Below are 14,719 nucleotides of genomic sequence, written 5' to 3'. Positions count from 1 at the left end.
CGGCGGCGTAAATAGGATTAATTCTAATTTACATCGCGCCGCAGTTCCAAGTGCTTTGTTGCCGGTCAGGCGATGGCAGCGTCCACCAGCACCTGCGCTTCCTGCACCAGGCGCTGCAGGTGGGCCTCGTCGATGAAGCTTTCGGCGTAGATCTTGTAGATGTCTTCAGTGCCTGACGGGCGTGCGGCGAACCAACCGTTGGCAGTCATCACCTTCAGCCCGCCAATCGCCTGGCCATTACCCGGGGCGTGGCTGAGGATCTGCACGATCGGCTCACCGGCCAGCTCGGTGGACTTCACCTGCTCCGGTGCCAGCTTGCTCAGCAGCGCCTTCTGCCGCGCATCGGCCTTGGCCTCGACGCGGGTGGCATAGGGTTTGCCCAGTGCCTCGGTCAGGTCGGCATAGGCCTGGCTCGGGTTGCGCCCGGTACGGGCGGTCATCTCGGCGGCCAGCAGCGCGGGGATCAGGCCGTCCTTGTCGGTGGCCCACACCGAGCCATCGCGGCGCAGGAACGATGCCCCTGCACTTTCTTCGCCACCAAAACCGAGTGTGCCGTCGAACAGGCCTTGGGCAAAGAACTTGAAGCCCACCGGCACTTCATACAGCTCGCGGCCCAGGCGCTGGGTAACCCGATCGATCAGGCCGCTGGACACCACGGTCTTGCCCACGGCGGCATCGCTGCGCCATTGCGGGCGATGGCGGTACAGGTAATCGATGGCCACGGCCAGGTAGTTGTTCGGCTGCAGCAGGCCATCGGCCGTGACGATGCCATGGCGATCGTGGTCCGGGTCGCAGGCGAACGCCACGTCGAAGCGGTCGCGCAGGCCGATCAGGCCCTGCATCGCATACGGCGAGGATGGGTCCATGCGGATCTGGCCATCCCAGTCGACGGTCATGAAGCGGAAGGTCGGGTCGACCTCGGTATTCACCACTTCCAGGTCGAGTTGGTAATGCTTGGCGATCGCCGACCAGTAACGCACCCCTGCCCCACCCAGGGGGTCTACGCCCAAGCGCAGCTTGGCAGCACGGATGACGTCAAAGTCGATGACGTTTTCCAGGTCGGCCACATAGTGGCTGACGTAGTCATGGCGCTGGGTGGTGGCCGCCTGCAGGGCCTGGGCATGGTCCATGCGCTTGACGCCGGCCAGGTTGGCCGCCAGCAAGTCGTTGGCCTTGGCTTCGATCCACTTGGTCACGTCGCTGTCGGCCGGGCCGCCGTTGGGCGGGTTGTACTTGAAGCCACCGCTTTGCGGCGGGTTGTGCGACGGGGTGATGACGATGCCGTCGGCCAGGCCCTGGGTACGGCCACGGTTATGGCAGAGGATGGCGTGCGACACGGCCGGGGTTGGCGTGTATTCGTCATCCTTGGACAGCATGACCTGCACGCCGTTGGCGGCCAGCACTTCCAGGGCGCTGGCGGCGGCAGGGGCCGACAGGGCGTGAGTGTCAGCGCCGATGAACAGCGGGCCATCGATGCCTTTTTCCTGGCGGTACAGGCAGATCGCCTGGGTGATGGCCAGGACGTGGTACTCGTTGAAACTCAATTCAAGCGAAGTGCCACGGTGCCCCGAGGTGCCGAAGGCCACCCGCTGGGCCGCCACGGCGGCGTCTGGGCGGCCGGTGTAGTAGGCGGTGAGCAGCCGGGGAATATCGACCAGCACGCTGGCTGGTGCCGGCTTGCCTGCCAAAGGACTGAGCTTCATGCAAAAACCTCGAGTTCAACAGATGTTGGTGTTGGAACGTGCAGTGTACTGAGAGTTGCAAGGGTGTGCGATGGGCGCCAGCAAACAACACCGGCGTTGCCGCAGGCCACCCTGCCACTGCTGGCCTGAAGCGCCAGGTGACCTGCCACCGGGTTGGCCACGACAGGCTAGAGTGATAGCCATATCGACCGAGAAAGAGGCCCCATGGCTTTCCACCGCCTGACCCGTACACACCCCCGCCTGAGCATCGCCGCCGTGGTCGGCCTGCTCGGCGGCTGGCTGATACCCGCTGGCGACAGCGTGCAGCATATCCTCGCTGGCTGGAACCTGGGGGTCTGGCTGTATCTGCTGCTGGTGCTGTACCTGAGCTGCAGCGCCAACCCGGAGAAAGTCCGCCAGGTGGCCCGCATCGAAGATGAAAATGCCGGCCTGGTGCTGCTGACGGTGTGCATTGCCGCCATCGCCAGCCTAGCCGCAGTGACGCTGCAACTGGTTTCCAGCCGCGGCCTGCAGGGCAGCGCCCAGGCCCTGCACTACCTGTACACCGGCCTGACGGTGGCGGGGTCCTGGTTGATGATCGGTTGCATCTTCAGCCTGCACTATGCGCGGTTGTTCTACACCGGGCGGCAGCATGAACCCCCCCTGCGATTTGCCGATGGCGAACGCAACCCCGACTACTGGGACTTCCATTACTTCTCGTTCACCATCAGCGTGGCCGTGCAGACCTCCGACGTGGGGGTGGCCGGGCGTGGCTTGCGCCGGGTAGTGCTGGCGCATTCCCTGGTGGGGTTCGTGTTCAACACGGCGATCCTGGGGTTCACCATCAACATCGCGGCCGGTTTGCTGGGTTGAGCACGCCGTTCGTCTGAAAGCCAGGGGCCAGGGCCGACAGTGCAACCCGCAGAAAACCTGCGCCGGGGCGTGCATCCAGCAGGCGAAAACGTTTGCCTCGAGGGCTTTGGCACTGCGCCGGCGGCGCCGCAGATGTGACCGTTGTCATGCAACAGTACATTTGTCATGTTCGCCGCTGAGAATCGCGCATTGCAGGTGCTATGTTTACTTACCCGGCGGCCGCATCGATGTGGCCACCCGCCCACTACGTCCAGGCACGGACCAGGAGGCTGGCATGAACAAGATGACGTTCCCCAACGCCTGCCAGGTGATGCGCTGGCATTTCCACCCGCTGGGCTTCGAGGCCAGCATGGATGCGCCACGCAGCATGGTCGCGCGTTTATTCGACCGGGCCACCGGAGAAACCGTGCTGGCGATTGCCGGCATCCCGTGTGCGGCAATCATGGCCGCCGCCGATGTCGAACGCATCATCGAGGCCGTCGAGGCCGAGATGGATGCCTTCGCCCCCGCCTTTACCTTGCGCGACGCCGGTTAACCGGCAGACTTGGCCCCCGGGCCCATCGCTTGCAGCTTGCTCAGAAATTGCTCGGCCGGTACGGGTTGCCCCAACAGGTAGCCCTGCAGCGAGTCACAGCCCAGGCGGGTCAGAAACGCCTGCTGCCGGTCAGTTTCTACCCCTTCGGCGACGATTCGCAGCCCCAGTGCCTGGCCCAGCGCGACAATGGCCGACACGATCGCGGCGTCATCGCTGTCCTGTTCCAGTTCGCGCACGAAGCCCCGGTCGATCTTCAGTTCGTTGGCGGGCAGGCGCTTGAGGTACATCAGGCTGGAATAACCGGTACCGAAATCATCAATGGACAGGTCCACGCCCATGTCGGACAAGCGCTGCAGCACTGTGAGGCTGGCATCGGCGTCATGCATGGCGGTGGTTTCGGTAATTTCCAGGGTCAGGCAGTTGGCTGGCAGGCCATTGTGCTGCAAGGCCTGGGCCACGCTGTCGACCAGCCCGCAATGGCTGAACTGGATAGCCGACAGGTTGACCGCCATGCGCCACTGATGATGGCCTTGGTCCAGCCAGAGACGCATCTGCCGGCAGGCTTCGTTGAGCACCCATTCGCCAATCGGGATGATCAGGCCGGTTTTTTCTGCCAGCGCGATGAAGCGGTCAGGCATCAGCAACCCCTGCTGCGGGTGCTCCCAGCGCAACAAGGCTTCGGCACCGATGGGCTGGCAAGCCTGGGCGTCGAACTTGGGCTGGTAGTGCAAGCGGAACTGGCGCTGCGCCACGGCCTGGCGCAAGTCCTGCAGCAGCTGCAACTGCTGGCGGGCGTTGCTGTTCATCGACACGTCGAAGAACCTGTAGCCATTCTTGCCGGCGCTCTTGGCGTGGTACATGGCCGCGTCGGCATTGCGCAGCAGCTCTTGCTGGTCCTGGCCATTGCCCGGGTAAAGGACGATACCCAGGCTGGCCGACAACTGCAGGTCGTGCTCGGCCACCCGGAATGGCCGTGACACCAGGTTGACCTGCTTGACCGCCACGTCCATGGCATCGTCGGGTTCCTGCAACCGCACCAGCAGCACGAACTCATCGCCACCGATCCGTGCCAGGGTGTCCTGGCTATGCAGGTGGCCGCGCAGGCGGGCGGCCACGGCCTTGAGCAGCAGGTCGCCAATGTGGTGGCCAAACGCATCGTTGACCGGTTTGAAACCGTCCAGGTCGATGAACATCAGGGCAAAACAGCCGCCCTGCTCCGCCACCCTGGCAATCGCCTGCTCGATGCGGTCGGCCAGCAAGGTGCGGTTGGGCAGGCCTGTCAGGGTGTCGTGCAGGGCCAGCTGGGTCAGTTCCTGGTTGGCCAAGGTCAGCGAACGGGCCAGCTCTGCGGTGCGCACCTCCAGGCGCGCGTCCAGCACCGAGGTCAACAAGGCTACCGCCAACACTGACAAGGTGGTGATGAGCACCAGGTAGACCAGGCCATCGCCTTGCAGGCCACCGCCCGCCAGCGCCCCGCAGAAGCTGCCATCCGGGAAGTTCGCCGCTGCCATGCCGGTGTAGTGCATGCCCACGATGGCCAAGCCCATTACCACTGCTGCCAGGCCGCGAATCTGCCGCACATAGGGTGTGTGCGCACGCAGGCGGAAGGCGATCCACAATGCCGCCGCCGAGGCACCGACAGCGATCAGCAGCGAGGCGCCGAACAGTGTCGGGTCATAATCGATGCCTGGCAGCATGCGCATCGCCGCCATGCCGGTGTAGTGCATGCAGGCAATGCCTGCACCCATGATCAGCGCGCCAAACGCCAATTGCAGACTTGGCAGGCTTGGCTGGCTGACCAGCCACAAGGCAAAGCCCGATGAAAGCACGGCGATCAACAGCGAGAACGCGGTCAGGCCCAGGTCGTACCCCAGGTCGATGGGCAGGCTGAAGGCGAGCATGCCCACGAAGTGCATGGACCAGACGCCCATCCCCATGGCCAGTGCGCCACCGAACATCCACAAGTGGGCAGCCCGGCCCTTGGCCGTGGCGATGCGGCCGGCCAGGTCAAGGGCGGTATAGGACGCCAGGATCGCCACGCACAGCGAAATCAACACCAGCGAAGAGGAGTAGCTACCGGTCAGCATGGGGGTTTCCAGCACTGGGACGGAAGTCCCGGAAAAAGCTGACGATTGTACTCAAGCTTTGGCGAAACGCACGGGGTTTTTGCGAATGGGAATGGATCCAAAAAAGCCCGTAGCAGGTTTGCCAACGGAGCCGGTGCCGCGGCGGATGGCACCGGCTTTGCGGGTGTTTGCGGCTAACCTTGCAAGGCGCGCGGGCGGTGGCTGCGTTCCTCGGCTTGCGGCGCCGTCGCCGCCTGCAGATGGAAGTCGAAGGCCAGCTCGGCAAAGCGCCCACCCTGCACGCCACGGTCATGCGCTGCCGCGGCCTCCTCGACAAAGTGCAGCTCGCCGATCAACCCGTCGCGGGTGGCATAGGCGAAGTCATCCCACAGGTACCGGTCGCCGGCAAAATTGATCTGGGTGGTCAGGTGCCGGTGCCCAGGTGCCGAAATGAAGAAGTGCACGTGCGCCGGGCGCTGGCCGTGACGACCGAGCTGGTCCAGGCACTCCTGGGTAGGCCCCTGTGGGTCGCAGCCGTAGCCCGACGGCACGATCGAGCGCGCCCGGTAGCGGCCCTCGGCATCGGTGACGATGCGGCGGCGCAGGTTGTACGCGGACTGGCTCGAATCGAAGTACGAGTACGTGCCTTGGGTGTTGGCGTGCCACAGGTCGACGGTCGCGCCCGCCAACGGCTGGCCGTCGGCAGCAAAGACCTGGCCGTGCAGGAACATCACCACCCCGGGGTCGGTGCCGTCATCCATGCGCGCCTCCCCTTCTGCCAGCGGGGCACCGGCAACGTACAGCGGCCCTTCGATAGTGCGCGGGGTGCCCCCGCCCAGGCCGGCCTCGGCATCCTTGGCATCCTGCAGCAAGTCGAGGAAGTGCTCGATGCCCAGGCCGGCGGCCAACAGCCCTGCCTCGTTACGGCCGCCCAGGCGGTTGAGGTAGTCGATGGCGTGCCAGAACTCATCCTCGCTGACCTCCAGGTCTTCGATCAGGCGTGCAGTGTCCTGCAGCACGCGGCGGATGATCTTCTTGAAACGCGGGTTGCCTTCGGCATGGTCCAGCCCGGCGACCTTGTCGAAGAACGCCTGGATGTCAGCAGTGTGGGAAATGTTCACGGTCATCGTACTCACCTCGTATTGTTCTTGTTCAGCAGCAATCAGCGGTCGTCGCTGTGGACCGACGAGGGGTGCCGGCACAGGCCGTCGACCTCGATGTCCATGTACGGGAACAGCGGCAACTGCATCAGGGTGTCGTGCAGGGCCTCGACGCTAGGCACATCGAACACGCTGTAGTTGGCGTAGTGCCCGGCAATGCGCCACAAGTGGCGCCAGGTGCCTTCGCGCTGCAGCCGCTGGGCCAACGCCTTTTCATCGGCCTTGAGCTGGGCAGCGGTGGCCGGGTTCATGTCGACCGGCAGTTTCACCGTCATCCTCACGTGGAACAGCATGCAGGTTTCTCCTTTCTTGCGTCGGCTTCAAAAGCTGGCAGGGCTTTGCCCAAGTGGGCTCCCCGCCGCGGTGTGCGCGTGCGCCTGCAGCCTGCAGCTCAGCGCCTGGCGAAGCGCGCCAGGCGCGTTTCGTCCAGGGTCAGCCCCAGCCCGGGGGTGCGCGCAATGTGCAAGTGGAAATCGCGATACTGCGGCGGCTCGTTGACGATTTCCTCGGTCAGCAACAATGGCCCGAACAATTCGGTACCCCAGGTCAGCTGGCGCAGGGTGAGGAAGGCATGGGCCGAGGCCAGCGTGCCTATCGAGCCTTCCAGCATGGTGCCGCCGTACAGGGCGATGCCGGCAGCCTCGGCGATCTGCGCGGTGCGCAGCACAGCGCGGGGGCCACCGTTCTTGGCGATTTTCAAGGCGAAGATGCTGGCGGCGCCGTCGGCAGCCAGGCTGAAGGCGTCTTCGACGCTTTCGATCGACTCATCGGCCATGATCGGTGCCGGGCTGCGCTGGTTCAGGCGCACCTGGCCAGCGCGGTTGATGCGCGAAATCGGCTGCTCGATCAGGTCGATGCCGTTGTCGCCCAGCACCTGGCATGCCCGCAGCGCCTGGGACTCGTCCCAGTACTGGTTGACGTCGACCCGCACGCTGGCGCTGTCGCCCAGTTCGCGCTTGATCGCCACCACATGCCTGAGGTCCTGGTCCACCGGGTTGGCACCGATCTTCAGCTTGAACACCCGGTGGCGGCGTATTTCCAGCATGTGCTGGGCTTCGGCGATATCACGCGCGGTGTCGCCGCTGGCCAGGGTCCAGGCCACCTCCAGGCTGTCGCGTACACGGCCACCCAGCAGTTCGCTGACCGGCAGGCCCAGGCGCTTGCCCTGGGCGTCGAGCAACGCGCTTTCGAGCCCGGACTTGGCAAAGGTGTTGCCTTTGGCCAATTTGTCCAGCTTGAGCATGGCCGCGTTGATGTTGTCTGCCGGCAGGCCGAGCAGCGCCGGGGCCAGGTACGCGTCGATGTTGGCCTTGATACCCTCGGGGCTTTCGTAGCCGTAGGCCAGGCCGCCAATGGTGGTGGCCTCGCCCAGGCCTTCCACGCCATCGCTGCAGCGCACGCGCAATACCACCAGGGTCTGCTGCTGCAGGGTGTGCATTGCCAGCTTGTGCGGGCGAATGGTGGGCAGGTCGACGATGACTGCCTCGATACGTTCAATCAGCGCGCTTGTCATTGTTGCCAGGTCTCGTCAGGTCGGGCGGGCGAAGGCCAGCCCGAATGGTGCATGTGCTTGCTTGTGCGCAGATTGCGCGAGACCCTGCGCAGCGTCCAATATCATATGAATCTCTCACCATACCCTGGAGGTCTGATGGAGCTACGCCACCTGCGCTACTTCAAGGTCCTGGCAGAAACCTTGAACTTCACCCGCGCCGCTGAGCTGCTGCACATTGCCCAGCCACCGCTGAGCCGGCAGATCAGCCAGCTCGAAGACGAGCTCGGCACCCTGTTGGTCGCGCGCGAACGCCCGCTGCGGCTGACCGATGCAGGCCGTTTTTTCTATGAGCAAACCTGCACCGTGCTGCAGCAGTTGCAGAGCATCAACGACAACACCCGGCGTATCGGCCAGGGCCAGCGCCAGTGGCTGGGCATCGGTTTTGCCCCCTCCACCCTGTACACCGTGCTGCCCGACTTGATCCGCGAGCTGCGCCAGGACAGCGACCTGGAGCTGGGCCTGAGCGAAATGACCACGCTGCAGCAGGTGCAAGCCCTGAAAAGCGGGCGTATCGACATTGCCTTTGGCCGCATCCGCATCGACGACCCGGCCATTGAGCAGCAGGTATTGTGCGAGGACCCGCTGGTAGCGGTGCTACCCAAGGGCCACCCGCTGTCTGCCAGCCCATTGAGCCTGGCGCAACTGGCGGCGGAGGCGTTCATCCTTTACCCGGCCAACCCCCGGCCCAGTTATGCCGACCATGTGCTGGCGCTGTTTGCCCAGCACGGCATGAGCATCCGGGTCAGCCAGTGGGCCAATGAGTTGCAGACTGCGATCGGCCTGGTGGCAGTAGGTGTGGGTATCACCCTGGTGCCGGCATCGGTGCAGCAGCAGCACCGCACCGACATTGAATACGTGGGCCTGCTGGACAGCAGCGCGGTCAGCCCGATCATTCTCAGCCGCCGCCAGGGGGATATCAGCCCGATGGTGCAGCGTTGCCTGGCCTTGCTGGCACGGCAGGCTGGCTGAGCCCACTGCGTGCAGCCCGCCCCCGTATACCCATCGGTATATGGATGTTCCCTTCGATCTGTTTCATGCTCGGCCACGCGAATCGCGAAACGCCCGGGCAACAAACACTTCAACAAAGATCTTCGGGAGTCGAACATGGCGGGACGTCTAAACGGCAAGGTAGCGCTGATCACGGGTGGCGCGGGTGGCTGCGGGCTGGCCGCCTCGCAACTGTTCGCGGCAGAGGGGGCGCGGGTCGGCATTGTCGACCTGCCCGGCAGCGACGGCGCAGCGGTTGCGCGACAACTGCGCGAAGCCGGCCACCAAGCGGTTTTCGCCGCAGCCGATGTGTCGGACGCACAGCAGGTCAAGGCCGCTGTCGCCACCGTGGAGGCAGCCTTCGGCCACATCACCGTATTGATGAACCACGCCGGCATCCTTTCGGCTGTCCCCTTCCTCGACACCAGCGAAGAAGAATGGGACCGGATCATGGCCGTGAACGTGAAAAGCATGTTCCTGGTCACCCGTGCGGTGCTGCCAGGCATGCTCGCAGCCGGCGGCGGCAGCATCGTGTGTACCTCCTCCATATCGGCCGTGGTCGGCACGCCGATGGAAGTCCTGTATTGCACCAGCAAGGGCGCAACCCATATGTTCGCCCGGGCCATTGCCGTGGAGTTCCGTGACCGCGGTATCCGCGCCAATGCCATTTGCCCGGGTTTCATTGCCACAGCCCACGGCCTGCGGGAAATCGACATGCTGCGCAAGCACGGTGTCGACGTCAGCGAACAGGCCATCGCGGCCGCCCAGGGGCGCCTGTGCCAACCCGCCGAGGTGGCCAGCGCCGCCTTGTTCCTGGCCAGTGACGACGCCAGTTTCGTCAACGGCGCGCACCTGTTCGCGGATAACGGCTACACCGCGGTCTGACCTCAAGCACGCCAAGCAGGAGAATGACGTGAGCACTTCCTCCAACAACATGCACATCAACGAATTCGGCCTGGACCACGCGCACTGGCGCAACTGGGCCGGTAACCAGTCCTGCATTCGCGCGGCACGCGGGGCGCCGGCCAGCGAAGACGAACTGTGCACGCTGGTCAACCAGGCCAGCCGCAACGGCATGAACGTTCGGGTGGCCGGGTCCGGGCATTCGTTCACCCCGGTAGCGCTGACCAATGGCCTGCACCTGACGCTGGCCAACATGAGCGGCATACGCCATGTCGACCACGCCAGAAAGCGCGTCACCGCCGCAGCCGGCACCACCATCAATGCCTTCGGCAAGGCCCTGCGGGCAGCTGGCCTGTCGATGGTCAACCAGGGCGACATCGACAGCCAGTCGATTGCCGGGGCACTCACCACCGGTACTCACGGCACAGGCCTTACCCTGGGCAACCTGGCCTCGTCGATAGTGGGCATGAAGCTGGTGCAACCCAACGGCGACATTCTCGTCGTCGACGAAAGCACCCCTGACCTGCTGCAGGCGGGCCGCGTTTCCCTGGGTGTGCTGGGCATCGTCAGCGAACTGACCTTGCAGGTGACCGACAGCTTCAACCTGCACGAGCGCATTTGGCGCGAAGACTTCGAGAGCGTGATGGACAGGCACGACGAACTGGCGCGCAAGCATCGCCATTTCAGTTTCTTCTGGTGCCCCACCGAGCAGAGCCGGCACTGCTATTGCCTGCCCGACACCGCGGCCACCAGTAGCAGCGGGCGCACCACCGACGTGTGCGAAGTCAAGGTCATGGACATTACGGATCGCCCCGCCTGGGAAAGCGCATTCGAGAAGGTCGCGTACAGCTCGGATGTGTACCCGATCGAGTACCTGCCCAATTTCCATGAACTGGAGTACGCCGTGCCGCTGCGCCACAGCAAGGAAGCCCTGCGGGCAGTGCGCAAGCTGATGCTGGAAGACTTCCCGCAAGCCATCTACCCCATCGAGTACCGGTTCACGGCAGGTGACGGCGCCTGGATGAGCCCGTTCTTCGAACAGGACAGCGTGACCATTTCGGTATCCGGCGAGCCGGGCACCGATTACTGGGACTACTTGCGCGCGGTGGACCAGATCCTGCGGTCGTATGGCGCCCGGCCGCATTGGGGCAAGTTGCATTTCCTGACGGGCGAGGATGTAAGCGCCATCTACCCGCGTGCCGAGGACTTCCGCAAGCTGCGCCGGCAGCTGGACCCGCAGGGCACCTACCTGAGCGAACATCTCAGCCCGCTGTTCAAATAAGCACCCCGCTCCTGGCGCACCTGGCAACGTGCCGGGGCGGGCTTGCACCGCGTACGGGCCGCGCAGCGGCCCACTGCCGGCAACGCGCGGTGCTATGCCTTGGCCAGATAATCGATGAACAGGCGAAACAGTTCGGCGTTGGTGGAAATGTCCAGCCGCTGGTAGATGTTGTGCTTGTGCACCTTCACCGTCCCCTCCGAGATATTCAACTGCCGGGCAATCGAGGCGTTGCTGTGCCCTTGCAGCAACAGCTTGGCGATCAAACGCTGGGTCTCGGTCAACTGCCCCTGCAGGATTTCCACGAAGGCATCCTCCAGCACGGCGCCTTCCGGCGAAGCCCGCAGGCACTCGGCAAAACGCAGCCGACAGTGCTGGCCGAACAGCGCGGCCAGCAATGGCGCCAGGTCCGCCAGCAGCGCCATTTCCGCCGCGCTGAAGTCCCCACTGCGCTGATGGCGCATCAGCGAATAGACCATGGCCACCTGGGGCTGCAGCGGCATGATGAACCCCACCTCTTCCACTGCCGTGCCGTAGCCGGAGGCTACGCAAGGGTGGATATCACGGGAGATGGCGAAACCTGAAGAGAAGAAGCAGTCGGGCGCCAGTTCACTCATGCGCCACAGCCCGGCTGGGTGCTCGTTGACGCAGGCCACATAAAACGGGTCCAGCAAGTAACCGCCGCGCACATAGGCGTTCAGGGTGCGCTCGCTGACGCTGTGGTTGTAGCCGTTATGCACCAGCACGGCCGGCTGGTTGAACTGGAACAGGTACGCGCAGCTCATGTCGAACGCCAGCTTGTCGCCTATCACCTTGTCCAGCGCCGGCCCGAAGTGTTCGCTGCCGATCGCTTCGATCAGCGCAGCCAGCCCGTTCGCTTCGTCTTTCGTCATTGTTCACCACGCTCTCATGCACCAAAACCTCATGACCTTACCGCCTTGGCCAGCCAGAAGCACAAAATCCGGGGCGCCCTGGACGCTCCGGATCAAATGCACGACGCTTTACGCTCAGGACGGCTCGGGCGCCACCGCGAAGGCGCCTGCGGCGTCGTCCTGGCGCCCCATTTCCTGCGCCTTGGGCACGGCCAGCCAACTGGCCAGCAACATGGCGATCAGGCCGCCACTGAGCTTGCCAATCATCAGCGGCAGGATCAGCGAGGGCTGGAAGTTTGCCGAGAAGGCCATGTGGTCGCCGAAGGTGAAGGCCGCGCACACCGAAAAGGCAATCACCAACACCTTGTCCTTGGGCGGCATCTCGCTGACCAGGCGGAACATGGCGAGGATATTGGCCGAAGCCGCCAGCACACCCGCAGCCCCGACCCCAGACATGCCGAAGCGCGATGCCACGCGCTCGATCGGCCGCGCCAGAAAGCGCTTGAGCAAATGCACCATGGGGAATGCCCCGCACAGCATCAGGCCGACGTAGCCCGCAATCTCCAGGGCGCGGAACTGGTCATCGGCATCGGCGATGATCGGCGCGAAGCCCCAACTGCCGAATACATGGCTGAACAGCCCGGTGAAGTACTGCACGATCGACGCCACCAGTACCAGCACCACGGCGATGTACATGAACTGCCCGAGCTTGAGGAACAGGTACACCATCAGTGCCGGGCAGTAACGCAGCGCCGCCGCCAGGGCAATGCAGAACAGGATCAAGGGCATCAGGTTGCGCAGCAGCATCGCCCAGGAAAAATGCAAGGCCTGGGTGGCGGCACCGGTGGTTGCGATATCCGGGCGCACCCCCAGGTCCAGTCCCTGCATGGCCATGGCGATGATCATGATGCTCAAGGGAATGGCCAGCAGCCCAGCCATGATGCCCAGTGCCATGTACTTGTGATCGACCTTGCGCAGCATGGCCAACCCGACCGGGATGACGAAAATGATCGTCGAACCACTCTGGAACCCGGTGATCAGGCCGAGGATCCAGCCTTCCGGGCTTTGCGCCAAAGCCTTGGCCAACTGGTAGCCGCCCATGTCCGAGGCGATGAAGATAGGCCCCGCGGTGCCAGGGTCGGCGCCCATCAACTGGAACAGCGGCGCGATCACCTGGCTGATGCCGGCTGAAATGTACGGGATCGCGGCCATGATGCCAGCGACCGGGATGAAGATCGGGCCGATGCTGTGCAGCCCGGCGATGAACTCCTGGCCCAGCTCGCCTTCGGGGTTATAGATGGATGCCAATGCACCCAGTACCGCACACACCATGATCACGTAGATGACATAGGTACCGATGCTTTCCATTTGCCGCCTCATTTTTAGAGTTGTGGGGTTGGCAGGTCTGAAAGGTCACAGGGGCATCGTTGTTTTTATGCTGAGCAAGGCGTGCCCCGTTGAGCATTCAAGCTAAGCGGCGGGGGGTGGGCTGTCCATATACCGGGAGGTATATGCCCCTGCAAAAGAGAGTGCCGTGCCCGGTTCGAAATGCCTAATACCCGGTCATTTCCAGGTACCCACGGCCACCGGCACTGCCGCTCAAACGCACCGGCCCTTCCCAATACGGGAAGCGCGTCTGCATCCACGCCTGCGGCTGAACAGCATCGACCTGCACATCCACCCCGTGCTCAGGCACCTGCACCCGCCAGCGGGTCGGCAGCTGCTTGCCATTGCCCTGTGGGGCCCAGGCCAGCGGCTGCAAGCGGATCTGTGCCGGCAACAGCGCTAGCCCCTGGCCCTGCGGGTCGATCCAGGTGCCGGCGCGATACGCCTCCCCGTGCGCTTCGCGCACCTGGAACAGCATCAGCTTGGCGCCGCTGTCCAGGTGCAGCGAGAACCAGTCCCAGCCCGTTTGCCCGGCGGCCAGCGGCTGGCTGCTCCATTCCCGGTCCAGCCAGGCCTGGCCAGTCACCGCGATGCACAGGCCGTCGCGCTCGACCTCGCCGCGCACCCGGTAGAACGGCTGGCTGTAGTAGTAAGAAGCCTGGCCCTTGCCCGACTTTTCGCTGTAGCCCTGCTGGCCGTGCAGCACCAGAGGCCGCTCGCTGCGCAACTGCAGGTCGTAGCGAAAACCTTTGCCAGCGGCCGTCATGCGCAGGTTGTCGATACCGCCCGGCCCCTGCAGCGACCAATCGTCGATCCACGCCCGAAACGGCTGGGCCTGCACACCCGCCTGGCCAATCCCGCCACGGGCCAGGGTTTCAGCTGACCGATGGCCGCCGGGGCCGGTCAACGCGGCGTGGCCCATCCACAGGTTCGGGCTCTGCCAATCGCCGGTATCCGGGCCGGGGCGCAGGGCTGAGCGGAACAGCGTCCACTGCGCGCCCCAGTCACGCCCTTGGGTGTCTTTGAGGTTGGCGGTGACGTACCACCACTCGATGCGGAAACCATCGTGGGCCGCATGGTCCCGTGGGAATTCCAGGCGATGGCCGCGGGTGACCTGGCTGAACCCGCCTGCCGGCTGGCCGAGGCCGGCATAGCTTTGCGGTGCCGGCTGATCACAGCCGCACAACAGGCTGCAGAGCAACAGCCAGGCTTTACGTTTCATCGGCAAACGGCCTCAACAGTTCGCGCGGCTGACGCCGGGCCAGTTGCCAGAGTGGCCAGGCGCTGGCCAACAGGCTGGTGAGCAGGCCCAGCAGGGCCAGTTGCAGCAACTGGGCGGGGAACACATGCAGCGGCAAACGCCAGCCGAATGCCTGAACATTCACCACCGCGACCAGGCACCAGGCCAGCAACAGGCCCAACGG

14 protein-coding genes are annotated in these 14,719 nt (G+C 64.4%); 5 read left to right on the top strand and 9 right to left on the bottom strand.

Going from position 1 to position 14,719, the window contains the following annotated elements:
* Window positions 1-65: 65 nt before the first annotated feature.
* On the bottom strand, window positions 66-1,703 hold the full coding sequence (gene pgm, locus APH30_RS12675; protein WP_054912736.1) for a phosphoglucomutase (alpha-D-glucose-1,6-bisphosphate-dependent): 1,638 nt from the start codon (window positions 1,701-1,703) through the stop codon (window positions 66-68).
* 204 nt (window positions 1,704-1,907) lie between these two features.
* On the opposite strand from pgm, the gene APH30_RS12670 reads away from it, so the two are divergent.
* Together APH30_RS12670 and APH30_RS12665 are read left to right on the top strand one after the other, a co-directional pair.
* Entirely contained in the window at window positions 1,908-2,555 is a 648-nt protein-coding gene (locus tag APH30_RS12670) for a DUF1345 domain-containing protein (protein ID WP_009686521.1), read from the top strand.
* 274 nt (window positions 2,556-2,829) lie between these two features.
* Window positions 2,830-3,090, top strand: a complete 261-nt coding sequence (locus APH30_RS12665; protein ID WP_009686520.1) for a DUF1652 domain-containing protein — start codon at window positions 2,830-2,832, stop codon at window positions 3,088-3,090.
* Here the strand turns inward: APH30_RS12665 and APH30_RS12660 are convergent.
* The 4 genes from APH30_RS12660 to APH30_RS12645 form a co-directional block, all read right to left on the bottom strand.
* On the bottom strand, window positions 3,087-5,177 hold the full coding sequence (locus APH30_RS12660; protein ID WP_054912735.1) for a bifunctional diguanylate cyclase/phosphodiesterase: 2,091 nt from the start codon (window positions 5,175-5,177) through the stop codon (window positions 3,087-3,089). The genes APH30_RS12665 and APH30_RS12660 overlap by 4 nt on opposite strands.
* 173 nt (window positions 5,178-5,350) lie before the next feature.
* Entirely contained in the window at window positions 5,351-6,283 is a 933-nt protein-coding gene (catA, locus tag APH30_RS12655; protein WP_054912734.1) for a catechol 1,2-dioxygenase, read from the bottom strand.
* A 35-nt stretch (window positions 6,284-6,318) separates the two neighbouring features.
* Window positions 6,319-6,609, bottom strand: a complete 291-nt coding sequence (catC, locus tag APH30_RS12650) for a muconolactone Delta-isomerase (RefSeq protein ID WP_054912733.1) — start codon at window positions 6,607-6,609, stop codon at window positions 6,319-6,321.
* A 98-nt stretch (window positions 6,610-6,707) separates the two neighbouring features.
* Entirely contained in the window at window positions 6,708-7,829 is a 1,122-nt protein-coding gene (locus APH30_RS12645; RefSeq protein WP_009686515.1) for a muconate cycloisomerase family protein, read from the bottom strand.
* A 135-nt stretch (window positions 7,830-7,964) separates the two neighbouring features.
* Here APH30_RS12645 and APH30_RS12640 point away from each other — a divergent pair, with 135 nt between their 5' ends.
* The 3 genes from APH30_RS12640 (at window position 7,965) to APH30_RS12630 (ending at window position 11,040) form a co-directional block, all read left to right on the top strand.
* The gene (locus tag APH30_RS12640; protein WP_009686514.1) at window positions 7,965-8,837 is read left to right on the top strand and encodes a LysR family transcriptional regulator; all 873 of its coding nucleotides are present in this window, start codon (window positions 7,965-7,967) and stop codon (window positions 8,835-8,837) included.
* 135 nt (window positions 8,838-8,972) lie between these two features.
* Window positions 8,973-9,740, top strand: coding sequence for an SDR family NAD(P)-dependent oxidoreductase (locus APH30_RS12635; RefSeq protein ID WP_054912732.1), 768 nt, complete (start codon window positions 8,973-8,975; stop codon window positions 9,738-9,740).
* Between the two features lie 28 nt (window positions 9,741-9,768).
* On the top strand, window positions 9,769-11,040 hold the full coding sequence (locus APH30_RS12630) for a D-arabinono-1,4-lactone oxidase (protein WP_009686511.1): 1,272 nt from the start codon (window positions 9,769-9,771) through the stop codon (window positions 11,038-11,040).
* Between the two features lie 92 nt (window positions 11,041-11,132).
* On the opposite strand, the gene APH30_RS12625 is transcribed toward APH30_RS12630, so the two are convergent.
* The 4 genes from APH30_RS12625 to APH30_RS12610 form a co-directional block, all read right to left on the bottom strand.
* Window positions 11,133-11,930 (bottom strand): helix-turn-helix transcriptional regulator, encoded by a 798-nt coding sequence (locus APH30_RS12625; protein WP_009686510.1) that lies wholly within the window; start codon window positions 11,928-11,930, stop codon window positions 11,133-11,135.
* A gap of 114 nt (window positions 11,931-12,044) precedes the next feature.
* On the bottom strand, window positions 12,045-13,277 hold the full coding sequence (gene eutH / locus APH30_RS12620; protein ID WP_029887056.1) for an ethanolamine utilization protein EutH: 1,233 nt from the start codon (window positions 13,275-13,277) through the stop codon (window positions 12,045-12,047).
* Between the two features lie 184 nt (window positions 13,278-13,461).
* Window positions 13,462-14,517 carry a lipocalin-like domain-containing protein gene (locus tag APH30_RS12615; protein ID WP_054912731.1) on the bottom strand — a complete coding sequence of 352 codons (1,056 nt, stop codon included), beginning with the start codon at window positions 14,515-14,517 and terminating at the stop codon, window positions 13,462-13,464.
* Window positions 14,507-14,719, bottom strand: a 213-nt coding sequence (locus APH30_RS12610) for an FtsX-like permease family protein (protein WP_054912730.1), incomplete at its 5' end; no start/stop codon positions are given. The genes APH30_RS12615 and APH30_RS12610, both read right to left, overlap by 11 nt.

Source organism: Pseudomonas sp. NBRC 111127, from assembly GCF_001320345.1.
Classification (GTDB): domain Bacteria; phylum Pseudomonadota; class Gammaproteobacteria; order Pseudomonadales; family Pseudomonadaceae; genus Aquipseudomonas; species Aquipseudomonas juntendi.
The sequence above is the reverse complement of the archived record's forward strand: the minus strand, read 5'-3'. Positions and strand labels throughout refer to the sequence as shown.